This is a genomic window from Fimbriimonadaceae bacterium, assembly GCA_023957775.1.
In the GTDB taxonomy this organism is placed as follows: Bacteria; Armatimonadota; Fimbriimonadia; order Fimbriimonadales; family Fimbriimonadaceae; genus JAMLGR01.
The window spans coordinates 168,803-190,486 of sequence record JAMLGR010000003.1; the positions used below are offsets into that span (position 1 = coordinate 168,803).

The following is a 21,684-nucleotide window of genomic DNA, read 5'->3' on the forward strand; positions in this document are numbered from 1 at the left end:
GCATCCAATCTTTATCGTTCCCTTGCGCCCAATCGTGGTATGACACTAGAAGAAGGGGCCGCTCGCAGGATCCCGAGGAGCTTCCCATGCGCTGGAATCATCTGATCATTGCCGGAGCCGCGTGCCTTGCCATGGCGTCGGGCTGCGGAGGGGGCGGAGGCGCGGCCAACGTCTCCGGACGCGTCACCACGTTCATCACCGACTCGATGGACGGAAACGACCATGTCTGGGTCACGATCTATTCGGCGGAACTCGTCGCATCGTCCGGCGCCCGCGCAACGCTCTTCGAGGATGTCGAGGGCTACACGGTGGACCTCAAGACCCTGCGGGACGGCACGGGTGCGCTGTTCTCCCTGCTGGGCGCGGAATCCGTGCCCTCGGGGGACTACACCACCGTTCGGTTCACCCTCGATCGGCAGGTCAAGGTCTTCCCGGCCGGACAGTCCACCGGGATCAACCTGACGTTCGCGCCGGCATTCTCGATTCCCGGGCAATCCGGTCGATCCCGGCTGGAACTGGCGTTCGGAGGCACCAAAACCATCGCGGTCGGCAACAACGACCTGGTGATCGACTTCGACCTCGCCAACTGGGACGACGATGGAACCGACATCACGCCCGCTCTGCGCGAAGGCACGTCCAACGGCTTGAACGACGAAGGCCGCCACATCGGGCGCCGGTTCTTCGGCACGGTGTCCAACCTCGCGGGAACCGCGCCGGACCAGAGCTTCACCTTGACGGTGCGGGACACGTTCAGCTTCACCGTCGTGACGGATTCCCAAACGACCGTCTTCAACTCCAACGGCGAGGCGAATCCCTCCCTTGCCAACGGCCAAACCGTCGAGGTGCGGGGGATCTACTCCCTCACCTCGGACGCGTTGGCCGCGTGGCTCGTGCGCATTCGTCCGCCTGGGGACCAACCCGGCGAGGCGTCCGTCGAGGGCGCACCTTCCAACATCGGCGAGTCCACGTTCGACGTGGCGATCCGCGAGGCGCACGGGTTCCAACCGCGCCAGGACCACGTCACGGTCGAGGTGGGCGCCAACACCCGGTTCTTCTCGCACAGCGGACTGCCGATGACGCAGGCGGACTTCCTGGCGGCCTTGGCCACCGCGCAACGCGTGGAGGCGGAGGGCACGTACCTCAACGGCACGAACCGCTTGGTGGCGCGCAAGGTCAAACTGGATGGCGAGAACCACGAGCACGAGGCCGAAGCCAAGGGCGCGCCCGGCTCGATCAACGCCGCCGAGCACACGTTCTCGATCACGCTTTCGGAGTGGAACGGCTTCTCGGGCTCCGTTGGAGCGATCCTGCCCGTCGAGATGGACCAGGATGCCACGTACCGGGATCAGGGCGGGAACACGGTCGACGCGGAGACGTTCTTCGCCGCACTGGCATCCGCCCCGTCCGTCGAAGCCGAGGGGCACTACGTCGACGGCAAGCTGATCGCCCGCAAGGCGAAACTGGACGATTAGCCGGGAGCCAACGATGCACGCCCGTCCAGCGGGCGTGGCACCCCTCCCGCTTAGTCCGGCGTGTCGTCCAGCACGTACTCCACCGCCTCGAGGAGCGTCTCGAAGGTGCCCTCGGGCTGAGGGGACAACTCGGCGGCCGCCTCGGGCGAGGTCACGCCCGACAGAACCAGCAGGGGACGACACCCGACGGCCCTCCCGCACTCCATGTCCGTGTCCTTGTCCCCGACGAAGAACGCCCCCTCGAGGGTCAGGCCGAACTCCTCGCGCGCCTTGAGAAGCATCCCAGGGCCGGGTTTGCGGCAGGGGTCGTTGGCCTCGTCGTGCGAGTAGCAGTAGTAGAACTTCCGAATCTGGAACCCATGGGGTGCGAGCGCGGCCTGGATCGCCGCGTCGATTTTCGCGACCTCCTCGATCGGGGTCAGACCCAACGCGACGCCCTGCTGGTTCGAGACGACGTAGAGGTCGTAGCCCGCGCCATGGAGCCTGCGCAAAGCCTCCACCGTGTACGGGAACAGCTCGAGCTTCTCCAGGTGCGTGACGTACGGCGTGATGTCCACGTTGAGCACGCCGTCGCGGTCGAGGAAGATGGGTCTTCGCATCATTGCACCCCCGCCAATCCGCGTCGGAACGCCCAACCCCAAAGCCCGCCGGCCAAGACGCACGCGCCGCCCACGTGGAGGGCGAGTTGCAGAGACGTCCCGTGCGCGAGCCACCCGAAGAACAGGACGCCGAAGGGCCCCAGTCCCGAGAGCGCCCAGATGTGCATCGCGAGCACGCGCCCCCGCAACCGGTCCGGCGAAAGCAACTGGAACAGGGTGTTGGTTGTGTTGAACTGCATGATGGCGGCGGCTCCTATCAAAGCCAAGATCGGATAGGCGGCTGGGCCCGTGCGGGCGAAGGCGAGGAGGGACAGACCGACGCCGATCAGGATCATCGACGCGCGCACGACGAAGGCCTTCACCGGACGATGCGACGTCATCACCATGAGGACCAGACCGAGAAACGCCCCAATCCCGATAAAGGTCATGGCCAAGCCCAATCCCTTCTCGTCGAGACCCAACATGTCCTTGGCGATCGCCGGCATCAGCGAGATATAGAAGAGGCCGAACATCGAGACGATGGACTCCATCACGAACAGCGTGCGCAGCCTCAGATCGCGAAACGTGTAGAGCATGCCCTCGAACAAGAGGTCCTTGATCGGTTGCGGCTCGCGCGTTCCCGCGCCCAGGTCGGCCCGGATCGCGAGCGCTGCAAAGATGAGGGCGAGGTAGCTCACGGCGTTCACCCCGTAGCAGGAGCGGGGACCGTAGGCGGCGAGCAAGATACCCCCGATCGCCGGCCCGACAACCCTGGCGAAGTTGAAGGTCATGGCATTGAACGGCACAGCCATCGGCAGCTCTTCCGAGGGGACCACCCGCGAGATGACCGACTGGCGCGTCGGCATCTCGAGACACGCCATGCATCCGACGATCAGCGACACGACGAGCACGTGCCAGTACTGGACGAAGCCCAGCGGGTGTCCCGGCGTGGGCCAGCTCGCCACCATCAGAAAGAGGGCGCAGAGGCCGAACACACTCTGCGTGAACACGAGCACCTTCCGCTTGTTGAACGTGTCGGAGAGCGCTCCTGCGAACGGTCCGAAGAGCGAAACGGGCGCCATGGCGCAGAACGTCACGAACGCGAGCTTGGCCTCGTCGTGGGTGATCTCGTACACGAGCCAGCCTTGGGCGATGTTCTGGACCCAACTGCCGGTGAAGGAGAAGAACGAGCCGGACCAGAGAAGGCGGAAGTCGCGGTGGCGAAAGACTCGGAGTTGCGAAGCCGACAACTTGAGTCGTAATGCCGCGAGCATGATCTTGATTCAGTATGGCTGACGGCGTCTTGGGCCCGAGGCGCGTCTGGTACATTGTGCTGTTGCCCGAGTCGCCCGAGATCATGGTGCCAGAACTGAAAAAACTCCGAATCCTCCAGGTTGTTTCCAGTTCGGCAACCTCGGGAGCGGAGCGCCACGTCTTCGCCCTTTCCAAGCACTTGCGGGACCGCGGCCACCAAGTCGAGGTGATCTGTCCCGAGGGCGGTTGGCTTTCCGAGGACCTTCGCCTCGCTGGGATTCCCGCGCACGTGACCGAGATGAAGGGCCGCGGCTGGTTTCAATCGGTCGGGCTCGTCATGCGGCTGGCCAAAGAGCAGAAGATCGACGTGATCCACTCGCATCTGACGCGCGCGACCTACTTCGGGAGTTTGGGGGGCCTGTTCCGGGGCGTTCCCGCCGTGGCGACGGTGCACATCGCCAACCACGACCAGATCTACAAGCGGATGGCGCGAGGCAAGAACCGTCTGGTAGCGGTGAGCAACTTCGTCCGCGGCATGTTGCACGGGCGCGGCATCCCCGACCGCTTCATCGACACGGTGTACAACGGCACCGATTTCGTCGGATTCGCGAAGTCCCCGCGCGAGGACGTGATGGCGGAGTTCGAGATTCCGGACGATCGCAGGGTCGTCGGCCTCGTCGGCCGCGTGTGCCGTGAGAAGGGCCACCTCGACATGATCGAGGCGATGCGACAAGTCCGCTCGTCCCATCCCGACGCCCACCTCGTGTTCGTCGGCCGCGTCGTAGAGGATTTCAAAGGGCAGGTGGACGACGCGATCCGCGCGGCCGATCTAGCGGACCGCGTCACGCTCACGGGAGTCCGCCACGACGTCCCCCGCCTGCTGGACTCGTTCGCCCTCTCGACCATGCCCTCGCACATCGAGACGTTCGGCATCGCCGCGATCGAGGCGATGGCGCGCGGACGGGCCGTCGTCGCGACGCGCGTCGGCGGGCTGCCCGAGGTGGTGCGCCACCAACAGACCGGGCTCCTCGTGGACCTGTGCCCCGGCGAGCTGGCCAACGCGGTGAGCTACCTGCTCGAGCACGAGTCCGAGCGTGTGGAGATGGGCTCGATGGGCCGGCGCATCGTCGAAGAGAAGTTCACGATTTCCCAGATGGTGGCTCGCCTCGAGAACGTCTACGGCAAGGCGGTCACGGAGTAGGCGTCCGCCAACCTCCACGGGTATATTGATCGTCCCGACGGCGCCGTACCCAAGTGGCTAAGGGAAGGGTCTGCAAAACCCTCATTCAGCGGTTCGATTCCGCTCGGCGCCTCCACTCCCAAAAAGCAAGAAACCCCCGCCCAGTGCTCGGCGAGGGTTCCTCAGGTGTGCGGCGCGCGAACGCTATCGGCGCCGTCTTCGGGCCAACAGCCCGAATCCGCCCAAGGCGAGCGCCAGCATCGACGCGGGCTCGGGAACGGCCGTGCCGACTCCGGTCTCGCCGGAGTAGGCCGCCCGGATCTGGAACTCGCTCGGGTCTCGCAGGGGGTCGTAGAGCGAGGGGATCCAACCGGCGGGCCGGTCGATGAAGTCGAGGTTGCCGCGCATCACGCCGGTTTGCCCGATCAACTGGTTCTGCTCGGCGATAGCCCCACCGACGATCGTGCCGACCCCTTCCAGGACGTAGGAGTCGTTGTTGTGGTAGCCGTACAGCGAGACGGCGTCGAGATCGATCGCCCAGAGCATCACCGGGGCCGCATAACCCGCACCCGGGATGGCGCCGAAGATCATCAGATCCGGGCCCGCGGGAGCGGCGCCGGTGCCGGTCAGGCTGACATCGATGATGCCGCCAGGCCCGACGTAAGGCGCATCCTGGCCGGTGAACATCACCTGGAGGACGAGATCGCCTCCAAAGATTCCGCCGGCGTCAAACACGGGAAACACGGGCGGCGCAGGCCAACCGGGCCAGTAGGCGGTGACCTCGTTGCCTCCCGGGCCGAAGGTCAAGGTGTCGGCAGCCACGCCGTTGGTCGCCCACTCGGGGGGCCCACCTGGCGGGTTGAAGGCGCCAAAGTTCAAATCGTGACCAGTGATGGTCGGCGTCAAAGGCGCGGCGCCCGAGAAGGCCGCACACGCCAACACCATCAAGCCAAAGCCTATCCTCTTCGTCATCGTTCCCTCCTTCGGGAGATCCCAGCACTTACGCAAATCTTGCCTCCGCCCAACGGCAGAGGGCTCTATTGTAACACAACATGTACGTCTCGGCCAACTTTAGACATGAATCGTTCCAGTACCTTCGCAGGAATCTTCCCCGGGCCGAGGGTAGACTCCCCAACCTTCGGTCGGAACTTCCGCATCCCTCGCGGGAAACCGCTCGTCCTTTCTGCTAAGCCATGGCACCACGGACCGACACGGCCCCTCCCCTTCCCAAGGGGAAAACGGACCGCATCTCGCCTCTGGGCGTGATCGCGCCACCCCCCATCCACGTCGAATCGCCGCGGTTTTCGGGTTCGCTGGCCATGCTGTTCGCCTGCGTGCGCGACCGGAAGGTGGACCTCCTCGACGTGCCGCTCGCACCGATCTGCGAGGCTTACTTCGAGTACTTGATGCGCAGCGGAGACCCCGATTTGGACGAGGCCGCCGCCGCGCTGGCCGCCCTCGCGTACCTTCTCGAGCGGAAGGCGTGGGCGCTGCTTCCCGTGGAAGAGCCCGAACCGGAGGCCGACGACTCGTTGGCGCTGTTGCCGCCGACCGTCCACGAGTACGAGCTCGCCATCGAGGCGCTGAGGCACTGGCAAGAGGTGCGCGAGCGCCTGTTCTTCCGCCCCCACGACGTCGGCCCCAACCCTTACGAGCTTCCCTTCCAACTCGGCAACGTCACGCCGAGCGACCTTGCCCGGGCGTTCGAGCGCGCGCTGAGCCGCGCGGTCCCCACGCCGTTCGACTCCCCCGTCAAGCCGCGACGCTCCCTGTCCGATCAGATGGGCGTGGTCCTCCGTGCTCTCACGGAGGCGTGGCAGCCGCTTGAGTCGCTGATGCCCTCGCCCTTTACCCGCACCGACGCCGTGTACTCGTTCCTCGCGGTGCTCGAGCTCATCCGCCTCGGGCAGGCGGCGCTGCGGCTGGTGGACGGCGAGGTGGTCTTCGCCCGACCCGGAGCCCGCAAGCGATGAGTTCGGCCAACGTCGTCGAAGCCTTGCTGTTCGTCGCGGACGCCCCCGCCACGCGCAGCGCCCTTGCGGACGCGGCGAATGTCTCGGAGGCCGAGATCGACCGGGCCATCGCCGAGCTTCGCCAACGGTTGGAAGGCACCGCACTCGACATCGTGGAGATCGCCGGGGGGTACCAGCTCTGCACGCGCGAGGCCTTCGCCGAGGCCATCGGCAACTTCCTGCAACCCCAGCGTCAGAAGCTCAGCAGGTCCCTGATGGAGGTGCTCGCCATCGTCGCGTACCGCCAGCCCGTCACCCAGGCGGAGATCGATGGGGTGCGGGGCGTCCAGAGCGACTACGGCGTGAGGGGACTCCTCGAGAGGCGCCTCATCCAGGAGGTCGGACGCAAGGACACCCCGGGCCGGCCCGTGCTCTACGGCACGACCCAACAGTTCCTGCACCAGTTCAACCTCAACGCCCTCGACCAGCTTCCGGAGCTGCGCGAGGGAGCGTCCGACGACGACATGCAGCCCGCTCTGCCCCAAGGGGAACCCGCCTCGACGACCTTTGAGTAGACTTGGATAGCCCCATGCGATCCCCGATCCCGCGCGCCATCGTCTGTTCCGTCCTGGCGGGATCCGTCTGCCTGGCCGGCGCCTTCGATATCACGGCCAAACGCGGGGTCATCCTCGACGACGCCACGGGCAAGGTTCTCTGGGAGAAGGACGCGGACACCCCCGCCTTCCCCGCGAGCACGACGAAGATCATGACGGCGATGCTGCTCATCGAGCGCGCGAAGCCGGACGAGATCATCGTGGCGCCACCCGATACCGAGGAGGTCACCGGCTCGAGCATGCACCTTCGCCCCGGCGAGCGCGTGCGGGCGCGAGACCTGCTCTCCGCGATCCTCCTGCGCAGCGCCAACGACGGCGCCCACGCGGTGGCCGTGCACCTCGCGGGTTCCGATCTCGAATTCGCCAAGCTCATGAACGAGCGCGCGAAGGCGATCGGGTGTACGCACACGCACTTCCACAACCCGCACGGTCTGAACGACGACGAACACACGGTCTCCGCGCGGGACCTCGGATTGATCGCGCGCGAGGCCATGAAGTACCCGGCCTTCCGGGAGGTGGTCAGCCATCGCGCCGTCACGATCGAGCGAAGCATGAATCTGGAGGACCGGGTCATGGTGAGCCGCAACAAGGCCCTCCGGCAAGACCCCACGATCGACGGCATCAAGACGGGCTACACCGTTCCCGCCGGGCACTGCTTCGTCGGCAGCGCGACGCGGGGCGGCCGGCGTGTGATTACGGTCATCCTCGACAGCGCGGATTGGCAGGAGGACAACCGGCAGATGCTGGACTGGGCGTTCGCGCAAACGGAGCTTCGAGAGGTGGCCGGCCCCGGGACCACCGTGGGGCGCGTGGCCGTCGTCGGCGGCAACACGGCGACCGTCGCGGCCGCACCCCAACATCCCGTGGTGCACGCGGAGGCCAAAGGTTCGCTGCAGCCGGCCAGCATCCGCCTCCTTCCGCGAAACGAGTTGAGGGCCCCGATCCGAAAGGGCGACCTGCTGGGCCAGGCCGAGTTCCGAGACGCCGACGGCTTCATCCAGCACGTCCCGATCGTGGCGGCGGAGGATTTGAAGCGGCGCCCCTGGCTGCAGGCCCTGGCGGCGAACGTGGGTCCGTTTGCCCCCTGGATGGCCTTTGCCGGCGTCGCCGGGTATGCGGTGCGCAGGCGCCGCACCGTGCGGCGGAGCAAAAGCCGACGGAGCCAACATGCGCGGTAAGTCCGCCGCTCCAAAAACGTCCGAACGCGGCACCGAACGGCTCCACAAGCGCATCGCCGGAGCGGGCCTCTGCTCGCGGCGCGCCGCCGAAGAGTGGATCGCGCAAGGGCGCGTCGAGGTCAACGGCCGGATCGTGACGGAGATGGGCGTCCAAGTCGGTCCCGACGACGTCGTGCGCGTGGACGGACAGACGCTGGGCGGCACGCGCCACTTCTACCTGGCCATGAACAAACCGACCGGCGTGGTGACCACGCTGAGCGATCCCCAAAGGCGACGGACGGTCGCCCAACTTCTTCCCGAAGTTGGAGGCGCGGTCCTCAAACCCATCGGACGCCTTGACATGGACACCGAAGGACTGCTGCTCTTCACCAACGACGGCACGTTCGCCCACCGGATGGCACACCCGCGCTACGAGATCGAGAAGGAGTACCACGCGCTTGTCGAGGGCGTGCCGAACGAGGAGGCTCTCCAGAAGCTGCGCGACGGCGTCGTGGTCGAGGGCCGCCGCACCGCGCCCGCCAACGTGCGCATCAAGCACGTCGTGCAGAAGAGCGGCGACGCCTTGTTGATCCTGATTCTCCACGAGGGTCGGAAGCGCCAGGTGCGGCTCATGTGCGAGGGAGTGGGACACCCCGTCAATGCGCTCAAGCGGGTCCGAATCGGCCCGATCTATCTGGACAAACTGCCGCGCGGCGCGTGCCGCATGCTCGGCAAGCAGGAAGTCGACACGCTCAAGAAGCTGATCGGCATCTAACGGGCCTGTCCGAGCCGCATTTTCTGCCGCAGCTCCTTCCCCACGGCGTCGATGGGGTGCGCGGCCTCCTCGTCCCGATAGCGCTGGAGTTCCATCCTGCCGGCGGCGTCCTCGGCGATCCACTCCCGGGCAAAGCCGCCCGAGCGGATTTCGCGCAGCAAGTCCCGCATCCCCGCGCGGGTTTCACGCCCGACGATGCGCTCCTCCGCGGCGAACCCACCCCACTCCGCCGTGTCGCTGATGGCGGCGCGCATGCCGGCCAACCCGCGTTCGTACAGCAGATCCGTGATCAACTTGGCCTCGTGCAGGCATTCGAAGTACGCGACCTCGGGCTGGAACCCTTCGGCGACCAACGTCTCGTAGGCCGCCTTGATCAGCCCGGGAATGCCTCCGCACAACACGGCCTGCTCGCCGAAGAGATCGCTCTCCGTCTCCTCGGCGAACGTCGTCTCGAGCATCAGCACGCGGGCAGAACCGATGCCCCACGCGTAGCCGAGAGCCGTGTTCCAGGCCGTTCCCGTCGCGTCGGTGTGGACGGCCACCAGCGCGGCGAGCCCCTTTCCTGACTCGAACTCGCGCCTCAGCCACGCCCCCGGCCCCTTGGGCGACACCAGGGCGACATCGATGCCTTCCGCCGCCTCGATCAGCCCGTAGCGGATGTTGAAGCCGTGGGCGAAGAGAAGCGTGTCGCCGGGTCGCAGATACGGGGCCACCTGATCGCGGTAGAGGTGGCGCATCGGCACGTCCGGGGTGCACAGCATCACGACGTCGGCGCACTCCGCGGCGGCCTCGATTCCCAGAGGGTGGAATCCGGCGGCGGCGGCCGCGTCGAAGCCCCTTCCCGGCCGCGCCCCCACGCACACGTCGATCCCCGAGTCGCGCAAGTTCAATGCGTGCGCATGGCCCTGGTTGCCGTAGCCGATCACCGCCACCCGCTTCCCACGAATGGCCTCGAGGGCGTCTGCGTTTGCTTCCAGCATGCGCGCCATGGCCCATTGTGCCGCAACGGGAGATTTCCACTTGCGCGCACCCCCGCACGGGCATACAATCAGAGCAACGAAGGAGCGTCCCGCGCGTTCGATCTGCGGGATGGATTTCAGGGAGAGAGACTGATGGGCACGATGCTTCCATGGGCTGCGCTTGCAACGGCGGTTGCAGCCTTTCTGACGCGCGACGGTTCCAATGCGACCGTGGCACCACCTGGGGAACCCTCCCCGTTTTGGAAGGCGATCGGCGCCGACAGGCCGAGTTGGATCTCCCTCGCCCTCTTCGCGGCGATCGCCGTGCTGGCCGGATGGAAGTTCGACACGGACGCCCCGGGAGCCCTCTCGGCGGGCCTCGGCGCGGCGCTCGGGTGCGTTCTGGCCGCTGCGGCCCGAACGGCCAGCGCGGCGCGGCCCGCGCCGACGGCGCTGCCCATCGTGCCCCTTGCGTTCGCGACGGCGGCGGTCGCCTTGGCGCCGCTCGTCCACGGCGGCACCTTGTCGCAGACGCATTTCGGGCTGTGTGTCGGTGCGGTGGCCGGCGCTTATCTCCTGGCGGCCGACTCTTGGGCCGTGCGCGCGTCCATCCTGGTGGTCCTGCTCGTGGCCGCGAACGAACTCGGCATGGCGAGCCGCGGCCAGAGCGTGGGGCAGACGGGCTCGGTGCTGGGTTTGGCCGCATCGGTCGGCGGCGTCCTTGCAAGCGCGGCCGCCGAACTCGTGCGGCGGCAAAGGGGCTCGGCCGGCGTCTCCACGCTCGGGGCGGGCTGGGGGATGGCGGCGCTGTTCGCCGGGGGATCGCTGCTGCTCGCGCAACGCTACCTCTACGTGCAGTCCGTCGGAAACCTCGCCGCCGCGTCGATCGGGGCGGCGCTCGTGGTGCACTGGCTCCTGGCGTCGCAAGAGAACGACGAATCCGGCTTTCGGTTCACCCTCGCCTCCGTCGTCTGGGTCGCCCTGGCCACGCTCGCGTTCGGCATCGATCGGGGCTTCGGCATGGCCGTCTCCCTTCTCGCCGCAGGCGCCATGCTGGTCGCTCTCGGCAACATCCGCGGACTGTTGAGCCTGGGCGCCGTCGCGGGTCTGGTCCTGTACCGCGTCTTCCGTGAGACCCACGCCGACACGTCGCGCGCCTTCGACATCGGGCAACACTACGCCATCATCGGGCTCCTTCTCGGAGTGCTGTTGCCGCTGGCCTTCGTCGCCTGGCTTCCCAAGGGCTCGGCTTCGAAGGGGAGGCTCGCCGCCGCGACGCTGCTTGCCGTCGTGCTGTTCCACGGCCTCGCGGTGGCCTCGGCCGTCTTCCTGGGAGCCAAAGGCGTGGTCGGACTGCTGGTCGGCCTCGGCCTGGCCGCCTTCGCCGAGGGGTTCCGAGGAGGAACGCGCCCGGCCGTGCTCGCCATGGGCGGGTCCGCTTGCGCCGCCCTCCTCGTCGGGTACGGCTGGCTCGGACCCTGGCTCGACCTCGCACGCGATGAGAAACTGCCCCTGCTCGGTTGGATCGCGGGCGTCGCCGTGGTCGCCGCCATCGTGATCTTGCTTCTGGGCCGGCCCGAGAAAGAGGAGGCGGCTTCGTGAAGGCGACCCGAATCTGGAGTCTGCTTGCCGGTTCCCTGCTGTGCCTCTTCCTCCTCGCCCAAGGAGTGACCGAGGAGGTCCCGCTCGGAGGCGTCCAAGGGTTGGTCACTATGTCCGAGAACGGCCGCCCCCTCCCCGGCGCCACGGTCATGCTTCGCCCCGTGGTCGAGGCCGAGTACACCCGCATCCGATCCGCGGAGACCGATGCGGCCGGCGCCTTCCACCTGCGCAACCTGCCGGCCGGCGAGTACACGATCGAGGCGTACGCGAAAGCCCACAGCCTCGGCGAGTCGCGCATCACGATCGCCGAGGGGGCGCCGACGGCCCTCCAGCTCGACCTCAAGCCCCAGGCGCCCCATCTCGACCTCTATGCGAGCCAGCGCGTCTTCACGCCCGCCGAAGAACCCCAGTTCGAGGCGCACGGCTTCGCCGAACTCGACGCGATCCAGGTCGAGGTGTTCTCGCTCGACATCCAGGCCGTCGCCAAGGAGGGGGGGATCGACGACGTCGTGTACGCCCTGGCCTACCCGGGCAACCGCGAGCCGAACCCTCTGGCCCGATTGGGAACGAAAGTCGCGACGTTCGACCATACGATCACGCGCCGCGACGGCGAGGGCGTGTTCATCGAGTACGTCAAGGTGCCCAAACTCGCGCCGGGGCTTTACTGGGTCCGCTGCACCGCCGGTCCGGCGCGCAAGGCGACCTTCCTGAACGTCACGTCGCTCTCCCTGGTGGCCAAAAGCGCCCGCGGCGAAGCCCTCTGCTTTGCCAGCGACATCGTCACCGGCCAGCCGCTTGCGGGCACGCAAGTGAGCTACCTGGGTGAAAACGGGCTCGTCGAAGGAGGCATCACCGGAGCCGACGGCATCGTCAAGTTCCCCTTGGCGGGCGCACCCAAGCAGGGCCGCACCGCGATGATCGCCTCGAGCGGCGCCTCGCGAGCCGTGGTCGGGTTCTACTCCGACGCCAATCCGGAGACCGCCACGCGCATCTTCATCTACACGGACCGGCCCGTATACCGCCCGGGCGACACGGTGAAGTTCAAGGGCATCGTGAGACGCCTCGAGGGGTTGAAGTACGCGATGGTGCCCCCCCAAACGGCCACCGCTTCCCTGATCGACTCCGAGGGCGCGGCGTTCAAAACGCTCGACCTGGCGGTGGATGCGCGCGGAACGTTCCACGGCGAGTTCTCCATCAGCGCCGAAGCGCGTCCGGCACCCATTTCGATGGAGGTCGCCGTCGGCGAGGCGACCACCACCCAGTGGATTTCGGTCTCCGCGTACCGGAAACCCGAGTTCACCGTCGTGGTTGAACCCGAAAGGCCGTACTACGTGCGCGGAGACCGGGCGAAGATGACCGTGAAGTGCGAGTACTACCATGGCGGCCCCGTCGTGGGCGCGAAGGTCAGCGCGAGCATCTCGAAGAGCCCCTACTGGTCGTACGCCCCCATGGATTCGGAGTCCGACGACGGGTCCGAGGACGCCTCCTACAGCGACTACGGCGAGTACGTGGACTCGGTGGACGCCACCACGGATGCCCGCGGGATCGCGGTGATCTCGTTCCCGACGCGGCAGGACAACGAGCCGGAGACGCTTGAAAACGACCAGGTCTACAGCGTCCAGGCTTGGGTGGAAGCGCCTGGCGGCAAGTACTTCGACGGCAAGGGCGCGGTGCGCGTGACGCGCGGCGAGTTCGGCCTCGCAGTCCTGCTCGACGAGTACATCGCGACCTCCGGCCAGCCCGTGGTCGCGACGGTCCACGCCACTGCGCACCCCGACGACCGGCCTGTGGCCGGCCAATCCCTCTCCGTCCGCGTGGGCCGCGAGGATTGGAACGGCCGCGACGTGCGCTTCATCGAGGAGCAGCGGATGGCCGTCACGACGGGAGCGGACGGCACCGCCCGGATCGAGTTCCGGCCCAAGCGCCCCGGCTCCACCGTCATCAAGGTGTCGGGCGACGACCGACGCGGCAACGAGGTGATCGCGAGCGAGTACGTGTGGGTCGAAGGCCCGGGTGCGGCGCCGTCCCGGCCGCTGCCGAAGGCGAACATCACCGTGCGCCTGGACAAGCCCAGCTACCACGTGGGCGACCGGGCGAAGGTGCTCCTGCGAACGAGTGAAAGCGGCGGCACGGCCCTGGTGACCGTCGAGGGCGATCGCATCTACGCCTCCACGACCGTCGCGATCGAGAACGGGGCGGCCGTGGTCGACCTTCCAGTCGAAGCGGCCTTCGCGCCCAACGCGTTCGTCAGCGTCGCCTACGTGCACGGCAAACAATTCATGGAGGCGACGCGGCGGTTGGCGGTGAACCTGGATGCCCGCGTGCTTCAGGTCGACGTCCGGCCGGAGAAGTCCGTGGTCCAGCCGGGCGACACCGTCGCGTACACCATCACTACCAAGGACGATCGCGGCCAACCAGTGTCGGCCGACGTGTCCCTCGGAGTCGTGGACGAGGCCATCTACGCCATCGCGCCGGATACGACCAACATCGTCGAGGCGTTCTATCCCAAGCGGTACAACGCGGTCTCGACGGGATACTCCTTCCCCGAGGTGTATCTCGACGGCGGAGACAAAGCGCCCAAGGACCTCAAGGTCCGCACCAAGTTCTTGGACACGGCGTACTGGAACCCCTCGGTCACCACGGACGCGGCGGGCAGCGCCGTCGTACGCGTGACCCTGCCCGACAACATCACCCAGTGGCGCGCCACCGCGGTCGCCGCGACCCAAGGCACCGCCGTCGGCATGGGATCGAGCAAGCTTCGGGCGCGCAAGCCGCTCATGGTTCGGCTCTCAGCGCCGGCGTTCCTCGTGCAGCGCGATCGACGGACGGTCACGGCCGTGGTGTCGAACGACACCGGGGCGGACGCCAAGGTGGAGATTGAGATCGCGTCGTCCGGCGTGGCCCTGGAAGGATCGCTTCGACGAACGCTCTCCATCAAGAACGGGGGGCAAGCCCAAGTGGCGCTCACCGCAGCGGCCCGTCAGACAGGGACCGCACGCATCACGGCGAAGGCCTGGATCGCCGGCGGGGCGATGGACGGCGTCGAAGCCACCCTTCCGGTCAAGGCGTTTGGGCGCGCGTTCGCCGAAAACCGCGCGGGTGAGATCGACGGCGTCGAGACGATTCCGTTCATCGTCAGGCCCGGCGCGGACCCCGGCACGGGACGGGTCGTCATCACGCTCTCGCCCACCCTCGCCGCCTCGATGCTCTCGAGCCTCGACTCGTTGATCGACTACCCCTACGGCTGCGTCGAGCAGACGATGAGCCGCTTCATGCCCGCACTGGTCGTCGACCAGACCGTCCGCGCCTTGGGTTTGCCCGCGCCTCCGCGACTCGCGGAGCTTCCTCGCATCACGGCCGATTCCCTGACGCGGCTGGCCACGATGCAGCACGGCGACGGCGGTTGGGGCTGGTGGGAGAACGACGAATCGGACCCGGAGATGACGGCCTACGTGTTGGAGGGTCTCCACCGTGCCCGGGCGGCCGGTTTCGACACCCGCGGCCTGGAGATGCGCGCCCTCGATTGGGCCGTCCGCTCCTTCAAGCAGAACAACGCCCGCAGCTGGTCGCGCGCCCTTCGCCTGGCGCTCCTGGTGCAATTGGAGCAGTGGGGCCACAAGGAGTTCGCCCTCGCCCAGTTCGAGAGCGAGAATCTCCAGCAGGCCGATGCCCAGGAGCTGGCCTACGCGATCCAGTTCGCCCAAGCCGCGAGCCCGGACTTGGTGGACTCTTTAGTCAAGCGCTTGGTGGACAAGGCCTCGGGTTCGGGCTCGTTCGCGTGGTGGGAAGAGTCGCGCTACGGCCACGAGACCACGGCCATGGCGCTAGAAACGCTCGCAGCCGTGCGTCCGGCCCATCCGCTGCTGCCCCGCGTCGTTCGGTGGCTGCTCGCCGAGCGGCGCGGCGACGGCTGGGTGAGCACCCGGGACACCGCGCACATTCTGCTGGCGCTGGCCCGCTACCTTCCGACCACCGGCGAGCTCACCGCGAAGGGTGCGATGCACGTGATCGTCAACGGCGCCCAGCGCACGACCGTTGCCCTGGATGCCAGCCTTGTGGTGGCGCCGCGCATCGAGATTCCCATTCGGGACCTTCGCGTCGGCGAGAACACGATCCGCCTGCAACGCGAAGGAGCGGGGCGCGCCTACTACACGTTCGAAGGCACGCAGACCGTGGCCACGGAGCGCCTCGGGATGTTGGTGAACGGTTCGGGCATCGAGGTCTCCAGGAGATACCTGCGATTGGAGCCGCGCCGGATGGAGGATGGCACGCTGAGGTTGGTGGACAGCGAACGCGCCGTCGATCGGGTTCAAGCGGGCGATGTCTTGACCGTCGAGGTCACCCTTCGGTCGCGCGAGGACCGCGAGTACATGCTCATCGAGGACCCGATCCCGAGCGGATTCCGGATCGTGGACCGTGGGGCGATCGACCCCTACGAGGAGTGGGTGTGGTGGTACTCGCAGATGGACGCCTACGATGACCGCATGGCCGTGTTCGCCCGCCACCTTCCCCGCGGCACCCAGACGTTCCGGTACACGATCCGTGCCGAGAACGTCGGCATTGCCCACGCGCTGCCGTGCCGGGCCTTCGACATGTACCGCCCCGAGGTGTTCGGCTCGTCGTCGGAGACCGTCGTGGAGGTCCAGCGGTGAGGCGCGGCGTCAAGGTGCGCGCACAGCAACCCGGCGGTGAAGGGCGGCGCGCAAGCGCGCGCACTCCCACGTTGGTGGCGTTCGTGGTGGTGGCCGCCATCACGGTGGCGGCGCTGGTCCAACTCCTTGCCACCCCGCCGCCGCGGCGTCTGATCGCGGCCTACTTCACCAGTCTCGACGGACGGACGGGCTCGCAGCGCCACAACGCACACCTGGCCCTCGAACAACTCAACGGAACGGTGCTCGCGCCGGGCGCCGAGTTCTCGTTCAACCAGGTGGTGGGTTCGCTGTCGCGCGATCAGGGGTTTCGGCGCGCCCCGGTGAGCTACAACGGAACCTTGATCGACGATTGGGGCGGCGGCGTGTGCCAGACGTCGACGACGCTCTACAATGCGGCGATGTTGGCGGGGTTGGAGCTGGTCGAACGCCACCCGCACCGCTTTGCGCCGAGCTACGTGCCCGCGGGCCGCGACGCCGCCGTGGCCTTCAGCAGCGTGGACCTGCGGTTCCGCAACCCGTTCCCGTTCGCGGTCCGCCTGTCCGGCCGGATCGATGGAGACCGGCTCCTCATCGAGGTGTGGGGCAAGAAGATGCCCAAAGGGCGGCCCCAGATCGTCCAGGAGGTGCACGGCGTGCAGACCCCTGGGACGCTGGTCTTGGAGGGCCCTTCCCCACGCGTGCGCAACACGGGAAAGGCCGGGAGCGAAGTAGCGACCTACCGAGTGACCGGAGACCGGCGCGAACTGCTGTCTTTGGACAGCTACCCGGTGATGGACCGCGTAGTCGAGCGCCGGGACCGCCTCTAGGAGATCATCGCTAGAACGCGTTCTTCCAGGGGTCTTCCGTTTGGGCGCGCAGGTCTTCCATCACGGCAGCCGTGTTGCGCAGGCGCATGCTCAGCACGCGCGCCAGATTCGCCAGCATGACGAAGCCCACGTCCTTGTTCGTGGCCATGAACTTGCGCAGGTCCTTGGCCGGCAGACGGGCGTACTTCACCTGCCCGACGCAGACCGCGGTGGCGGATCGGGGCCCGTCGTCCACGAGAGCGACTTCCCCGAGCACGCTGCCGGGCCCGGAATCGGCGATCTTGTCGCCTTTGTCCGTGTAGACATTCACCGTGCCCTCGAGGATCACGAAGAGATCGCCGCTCTTGTCTCCCTTCTCGATCAGCGACTCGCCTGCGATCTTCCCGTCGAAGACGGCGATGTCGGCGATCTGATCGATCGCTTCCTTGCTGAGGCCGTTGACGAGGTAGTTCTTCGCAAAAATCTCTTGGTGCTTCATCGGTCCGTTCACCGCTGCCATGTTACTCGCAAGGTCCTTGCAGAGTTGCGGGGTTTCGCAAGCATTCGTACCTAGCCAGGGGCGAACCTGACAATCCTGCGGAGTTGCGCGGGTTGCAAATCGGCGATCTTCAACTTGGAGGGTGGGATCGCAGCGGTCGCATCAAGGGGAAGCAGTTGGCCAATTTGTGGGAAGAGCGCTATTCGAGGATTGTGGTCGTCGATTCCGACGCAGAACACGTGGCGCGCGTTCGGACCATTCTCGAGTCGTCCGGATGTGGCGAAGTGATCGATCTGCCGCCCGGGCGTTCGCCTTCGAGACTCGCCAAGCGCGTCGAAGACTTGTGCCCCGATCTGGTGATGATCGATCCGGGCGAGGGCCGGTTCCAGATGCTCGAAGGCGTCCAAAACCGACTGGCCTCCAACGAGTTGATTCCACTCCTCGTGTTCAGCGCGACCGAATCGCCTGAAATGCGGCGCCACGCGCTGCGGCTGGGGGCCGCCGACTTCATGGCCAAGCCGGGCGACCACGACGAGATTCTCCTGCGCTGCCGCAACTTCCTCAACATGCGCGCGATGCACGTTGAGCTGCGCGAGCGGGCCCGATCGCTGGAGGACCAGGTCTTTCGCCGAACGTGCGCCCTGGAGGAGTCCAAAGCCGAGATTCTTGCGAGGCTCGCGATGGCTTCTGAGTGGCGCGACGACGACACCGGCGAGCACACCAAGCGCGTCGGCGAGCTGTCCGCTCTCATCGCGAAGGAGTTGGGTTGGAACGACGAGGACGTGCGCACCATCGCGCTCGCCGCCCCTTTGCACGACCTCGGCAAGATCGGCATTCCCGACTCGATCCTCCTGAGCGCCAACGGCCTCTCGAAAGAGGAGTTCGAGACGATGAAGACCCACACGAAGATCGGCGCGGAGATTCTCGCCGGCAGCCGCTCTCCGCTGCTGGAAATGGCTGAGACCATCGCGATCTCCCACCACGAGCGGTGGGACGGGCGCGGCTATCCGAACGGCCTCGCGGGACGGGATATTCCGCAGTGCGGCCGGATCGTGGCCGTGGCAGACGTCTACGACGCGCTGACCCACGATCGCCCTTACAAACGCGCATGGCCCTTGGAAGAGGCGATCGCCGAGATTCGGAAGAACTCGGGCGCCCACTTCGACCCGGCCGTGGTCGAAGCGTTCCTCCAGGTCGTCGGCCAGCCTTCGCGCCGGGCGGCCTGAGACCCTACGGTTCCACGGCGAGAACGACCATACTAGGGCGTGGGCCCGTTGGCGAAAACCCTCATGGTCGGATGTGGCGGCTTCCTGGGCGCGAATCTGCGGTATTGGCTCGGTGGTCTGATTCAGAACCGTGCCGGCAGCGTGTTTCCGATCGGAACGCTCGCCGTCAATGTGTCGGGGTCGTTTGTGCTGGGCGCGCTGCTCGCGCTCGCGTTGCGCGAGAACTGGTCGCCCGGATGGAGGCTCTTTCTCGGCGTGGGTCTCTTGGGCGGCTACACCACGTTCTCCACCTTCTCACACGAAGCGGTGGGGTTGCTGGGCGACGGAAGCCACCGCCTTGCGTTGCTGTACGTGCTGGGCAACGTGGTCCTTGGCATCGTGGGAGCCTGGTTGGGGATCGTCGCCGCGCGCTCCATGGCGGGAGGCTAACCAAGAGGTTTGATATGAAGATCGAAGGACCCGGAAAGTGCCTGCGCATCTACTGCGGCGAAACCGACCAGTGGCACGGCCGCCCTCTCTACGCCGCGATCGTGGAGCGGGCGCGCGAACAGGGGATGGCGGGCGCGACGGTGACCCGCGGCGTCATGGGATTCGGCGCCCGGAGCCGCATCCACACGGCATCGGTGCTCCGCCTATCGGAAGATCTGCCGATCGTGATCGAAATCGTGGACACGGCCGATCGCGTCGACACCTTCCTCCCGCTGCTCGACGAGATGGTGGACGAGGGGCTCGTCGCCACGTGGGACCTCTCGATCGAGCGCTACGTCCACGGCGCCGACCCCGAGCCGGAGAGGTAACCATCCGGCCCGGGGGCAAGCACTCTACGCGTCGGCCGGCACGGCTGCAGGCGACGCGTCGTCCTTGATCAGGAAGTGGCCGTACACAAGCCCGGCGAGCAGTCCGCCAAGCAGGGTGCCGACCAGGTAGATCGGCATGTCCGCCATGGCTTGCGGCTGACCCTCTGGCGGCTGGTAGAAGAACGCCGATCCCAGGTACCGGGCCGGGTTCAGGGCGGCGCCTGTGGATTGCCCCGCAAACAACATTCCAAGGGTGATCGTCAGACCGATGAAGAGGCCGGCCGAGGCCTTTTGACCCCTCTTGTCCACGGCCGTCCCGAAGATCACCAAAACAAGGAAGAACGTGGCGATGCCTTCGATCAGCACGGCGCTGGTTTGGGACGTCGTGTCGCCGAGCGCGGGAATCCCCATGTGGACGTACTTCAAGGCGTTGATGTCCATGGTCTGCGTCAGCATCCATACGCCCGCTGCCGCGCCCAACACCTGGACGATCCAGTAGGTGATCATCGTCGGCAGAGAGATCTGCTTGCCGACGAACAGCCCGAGAGACACCGCGGGATTGAAGTGCGCCCCGCTGATGTGGCCGAAAGCCCCGACCATCACCGCGATGGCCAAACCGAAGACCAAGGCGACACCCAGCGGTCCGATGCCGGCACCCAACTGGTTGGCCGCAATCGAGCCCACACCCGCGTACAACAGCGCAAAGGTTCCGAGAAACTCAGCGATCAGCGCTTTGACATTCATATCCTTCCCCTCCCGATCTGAACATAGAGACGCAAGACATGGCCTGAGTGGAGCGCGAGGTTACCAAGGCCGCGCGTTCGGGCCAAACTTCGCGCTGTAGTAATCCACCACGTGCGACCCCGGGGCGACGACCTTGTCCACCGCGGCAAGCACCTTGGCCGAGAGGGGGACCTGGCACGCGGCGACCGACTCTTCGAGCTGCTTGGTCGAGCGGGCCCCGATGATCGGGCTCGTGATTCCCGGCTGCGAGGCGACCCAGGCAAGGCTGAAGGTCGCCAGGGATAGACCCTCTTTGTCCGCGATCTTCTTGAGCTTTGCCACCACGGCCGTTGTCTCTCGATTCACGCGGTTCGCCGGGTCGCTCTTGACGTATCGGCCCTTCTTCGGCTTCGCGCCGAGATACTTGCCGCTGAGCTGTCCACCAGCCAGGGGCGACCAGGGGACGACCCCGAGCCCGTAGGTTCGGCAGAACGGGAGCAGCTCCCGCTCGATCCGGCGATCGAGGAGGTTGTAGGGTGGCTGCTCGGTCACGAAACCCGCGGCGCCGAGCTGTTTGGCCACGTAGTGCGCTTCGCACACCTGCCACGCCGCGAAGGTCGAGCACCCCGCGTACCGCACCTTCCCGGAGCGAACCAGGTCGTCGAGGGCGCGCAACGTCTCGTCGATCGGCACCTCGGGCTGCGGGCGATGGATCTGGTAGAGGTCGATCCAATCCGTCTGCAGCCGGCGAAGCGAGGCCTCGCACGCCTCGATCACGTGCCGGCGGGTGTTGCCCCACGCGTTGGGGTCGTCGTCGGCCATCCGGCCGTGGCATTTGGTCGCCAGCACGATCCGGTCGCGCTTGCCCTTGAGCGCCTTCCCGACGATCGTCTCGCTAACCCCTCGGGCGTACACGTCCGCGGTGTCGAAGAAGTTCACCCCCAGATCGATCGCCTTTGCCGCGATCTCCAAGCTCTCCTTCTCTTGCGAGCCCCAGTCGTCCGGCTCCCAGCCGAACGTCATGGTCCCAAGACACGCCGCCGAAACCTGCACGCCCGTTCTGCCTAGCGATCGATACTCCATACATTCTCCTCAACGACGGGAAGGATGCCCCCTACGGGGCGATCGCCTCGATGATGACGGCGGTGCCGTAAGCGATCACTTCGGTCGCGCCGTTGGCGATCTCCGTGGCATCGTAGCGCATCGCGACGATCGCGTTGGCGCCGACCGTCGACGCCTGTCGGATCATCAGCTCGTACGCCTCGCTGCGCGTCGCCTCGGCCAACTCGGTCCAGAGGGTGATATTCCCGCCCATCAGCGTTTGCAGGCCGGCGCCGAATGAACCGAACACCGAGCGGCTCCTCACCGTCACGCCCCGCACGACGCCCATCCCTCGCACAATGCGGTACCCGTCGAAGCCGTTGGCCGTGGTGACCCACGGGTGCATGTCTGCCATGCG

Annotated in this window: 20 protein-coding genes and 1 tRNA gene; 13 read left to right on the top strand and 8 right to left on the bottom strand. The window is 66.8% G+C overall.

Going from position 1 to position 21,684, the window contains the following annotated elements; translation table 11 throughout:
* Positions 1 to 86: 86 nt before the first annotated feature.
* A complete protein-coding gene (locus M9921_03860) occupies positions 87 to 1,472 on the top strand; it encodes a DUF4382 domain-containing protein (GenBank protein ID MCO5295971.1) in 1,386 nt (461 codons plus the stop codon).
* Positions 1,473 to 1,522: 50 nt separating this feature from the next.
* Here M9921_03860 and M9921_03865 read toward each other — a convergent pair whose 3' ends face one another.
* Together M9921_03865 and M9921_03870 are read right to left on the bottom strand one after the other, a co-directional pair.
* On the bottom strand, positions 1,523 to 2,074 hold the full coding sequence (locus M9921_03865; protein MCO5295972.1) for an HAD family hydrolase: 552 nt from the start codon (positions 2,072 to 2,074) through the stop codon (positions 1,523 to 1,525).
* Positions 2,071 to 3,324, bottom strand: a complete 1,254-nt coding sequence (locus M9921_03870) for an MFS transporter (protein MCO5295973.1) — start codon at positions 3,322 to 3,324, stop codon at positions 2,071 to 2,073. The genes M9921_03865 and M9921_03870 overlap by 4 nt, the downstream gene beginning before the upstream one ends.
* A 14-nt stretch (positions 3,325 to 3,338) precedes the next feature.
* Here M9921_03870 and M9921_03875 point away from each other — a divergent pair, with 14 nt between their 5' ends.
* Together M9921_03875 and M9921_03880 are read left to right on the top strand one after the other, a co-directional pair.
* The gene (locus M9921_03875) at positions 3,339 to 4,505 is read left to right on the top strand and encodes a glycosyltransferase family 4 protein (protein MCO5295974.1); all 1,167 of its coding nucleotides are present in this window, start codon (positions 3,339 to 3,341) and stop codon (positions 4,503 to 4,505) included.
* A 39-nt stretch (positions 4,506 to 4,544) separates the two neighbouring features.
* Positions 4,545 to 4,620, top strand: a tRNA-Cys gene (locus M9921_03880).
* Positions 4,621 to 4,688: 68 nt separating this feature from the next.
* On the opposite strand, the gene M9921_03885 is transcribed toward M9921_03880, so the two are convergent.
* Positions 4,689 to 5,456, bottom strand: coding sequence for a PEP-CTERM sorting domain-containing protein (locus M9921_03885; protein ID MCO5295975.1), 768 nt, complete (start codon positions 5,454 to 5,456; stop codon positions 4,689 to 4,691).
* Positions 5,457 to 5,677: 221 nt separating this feature from the next.
* Between M9921_03885 and M9921_03890 the strand changes: the two genes are divergently transcribed.
* From M9921_03890 to M9921_03905, 4 genes are read left to right on the top strand one after another with little or no spacing between them, the layout of a single operon-like run.
* Positions 5,678 to 6,457, top strand: a complete 780-nt coding sequence (locus tag M9921_03890; GenBank protein MCO5295976.1) for a segregation/condensation protein A — start codon at positions 5,678 to 5,680, stop codon at positions 6,455 to 6,457.
* Positions 6,454 to 7,011, top strand: coding sequence for an SMC-Scp complex subunit ScpB (gene scpB / locus M9921_03895; GenBank protein MCO5295977.1), 558 nt, complete (start codon positions 6,454 to 6,456; stop codon positions 7,009 to 7,011). The genes M9921_03890 and scpB overlap by 4 nt, the downstream gene beginning before the upstream one ends.
* 14 nt (positions 7,012 to 7,025) lie before the next feature.
* Positions 7,026 to 8,228: a D-alanyl-D-alanine carboxypeptidase gene (locus tag M9921_03900; GenBank protein ID MCO5295978.1), complete on the top strand. Its 1,203-nt coding sequence runs from the start codon at positions 7,026 to 7,028 to the stop codon at positions 8,226 to 8,228.
* Positions 8,218 to 8,982: an rRNA pseudouridine synthase gene (locus M9921_03905; protein MCO5295979.1), complete on the top strand. Its 765-nt coding sequence runs from the start codon at positions 8,218 to 8,220 to the stop codon at positions 8,980 to 8,982. The genes M9921_03900 and M9921_03905 overlap by 11 nt, the downstream gene beginning before the upstream one ends.
* Here M9921_03905 and ilvC read toward each other — a convergent pair.
* Positions 8,979 to 9,971, bottom strand: coding sequence for a ketol-acid reductoisomerase (ilvC, locus tag M9921_03910; GenBank protein ID MCO5295980.1), 993 nt, complete (start codon positions 9,969 to 9,971; stop codon positions 8,979 to 8,981). The genes M9921_03905 and ilvC overlap by 4 nt on opposite strands.
* A gap of 201 nt (positions 9,972 to 10,172) precedes the next feature.
* Here ilvC and M9921_03915 point away from each other — a divergent pair, with 201 nt between their 5' ends.
* From M9921_03915 to M9921_03925, 3 genes are read left to right on the top strand one after another with little or no spacing between them, the layout of a single operon-like run.
* A complete protein-coding gene (locus tag M9921_03915; protein MCO5295981.1) occupies positions 10,173 to 11,543 on the top strand; it encodes a hypothetical protein in 1,371 nt (456 codons plus the stop codon).
* The gene (locus tag M9921_03920; GenBank protein MCO5295982.1) at positions 11,540 to 16,195 is read left to right on the top strand and encodes an MG2 domain-containing protein; all 4,656 of its coding nucleotides are present in this window, start codon (positions 11,540 to 11,542) and stop codon (positions 16,193 to 16,195) included. Before M9921_03915 ends, M9921_03920 begins: the two co-directional genes overlap by 4 nt.
* Positions 16,192 to 17,001 (top strand): VanW family protein, encoded by an 810-nt coding sequence (locus M9921_03925; protein ID MCO5295983.1) that lies wholly within the window; start codon positions 16,192 to 16,194, stop codon positions 16,999 to 17,001. Before M9921_03920 ends, M9921_03925 begins: the two co-directional genes overlap by 4 nt.
* A 10-nt stretch (positions 17,002 to 17,011) precedes the next feature.
* On the opposite strand, the gene M9921_03930 is transcribed toward M9921_03925, so the two are convergent.
* Complete coding sequence (locus M9921_03930; protein ID MCO5295984.1) at positions 17,012 to 17,500, bottom strand: cyclic nucleotide-binding domain-containing protein; 489 nt, start codon at positions 17,498 to 17,500, stop codon at positions 17,012 to 17,014.
* An 83-nt stretch (positions 17,501 to 17,583) separates the two neighbouring features.
* Here M9921_03930 and M9921_03935 point away from each other — a divergent pair, with 83 nt between their 5' ends.
* From M9921_03935 to M9921_03945, 3 genes are read left to right on the top strand one after another with little or no spacing between them, the layout of a single operon-like run.
* Positions 17,584 to 18,705 carry an HD domain-containing protein gene (locus M9921_03935; GenBank protein ID MCO5295985.1) on the top strand — a complete coding sequence of 374 codons (1,122 nt, stop codon included), beginning with the start codon at positions 17,584 to 17,586 and terminating at the stop codon, positions 18,703 to 18,705.
* 48 nt (positions 18,706 to 18,753) lie between these two features.
* Entirely contained in the window at positions 18,754 to 19,134 is a 381-nt protein-coding gene (crcB, locus tag M9921_03940) for a fluoride efflux transporter CrcB (GenBank protein ID MCO5295986.1), read from the top strand.
* Between the two features lie 14 nt (positions 19,135 to 19,148).
* Complete coding sequence (locus tag M9921_03945) at positions 19,149 to 19,502, top strand: DUF190 domain-containing protein (GenBank protein MCO5295987.1); 354 nt, start codon at positions 19,149 to 19,151, stop codon at positions 19,500 to 19,502.
* A 24-nt stretch (positions 19,503 to 19,526) separates the two neighbouring features.
* On the opposite strand, the gene M9921_03950 is transcribed toward M9921_03945, so the two are convergent.
* The 3 genes from M9921_03950 to M9921_03960 are packed head-to-tail and all read right to left on the bottom strand — an operon-like array spanning position 19,527 to position 21,681.
* Positions 19,527 to 20,246 (bottom strand): aquaporin, encoded by a 720-nt coding sequence (locus M9921_03950; protein ID MCO5295988.1) that lies wholly within the window; start codon positions 20,244 to 20,246, stop codon positions 19,527 to 19,529.
* A 60-nt stretch (positions 20,247 to 20,306) separates the two neighbouring features.
* Positions 20,307 to 21,308 (bottom strand): aldo/keto reductase, encoded by a 1,002-nt coding sequence (locus tag M9921_03955; GenBank protein MCO5295989.1) that lies wholly within the window; start codon positions 21,306 to 21,308, stop codon positions 20,307 to 20,309.
* A gap of 31 nt (positions 21,309 to 21,339) precedes the next feature.
* A complete protein-coding gene (locus M9921_03960) occupies positions 21,340 to 21,681 on the bottom strand; it encodes a YbjQ family protein (protein ID MCO5295990.1) in 342 nt (113 codons plus the stop codon).
* Between the last annotated feature and the right edge of the window lie 3 nt (positions 21,682 to 21,684).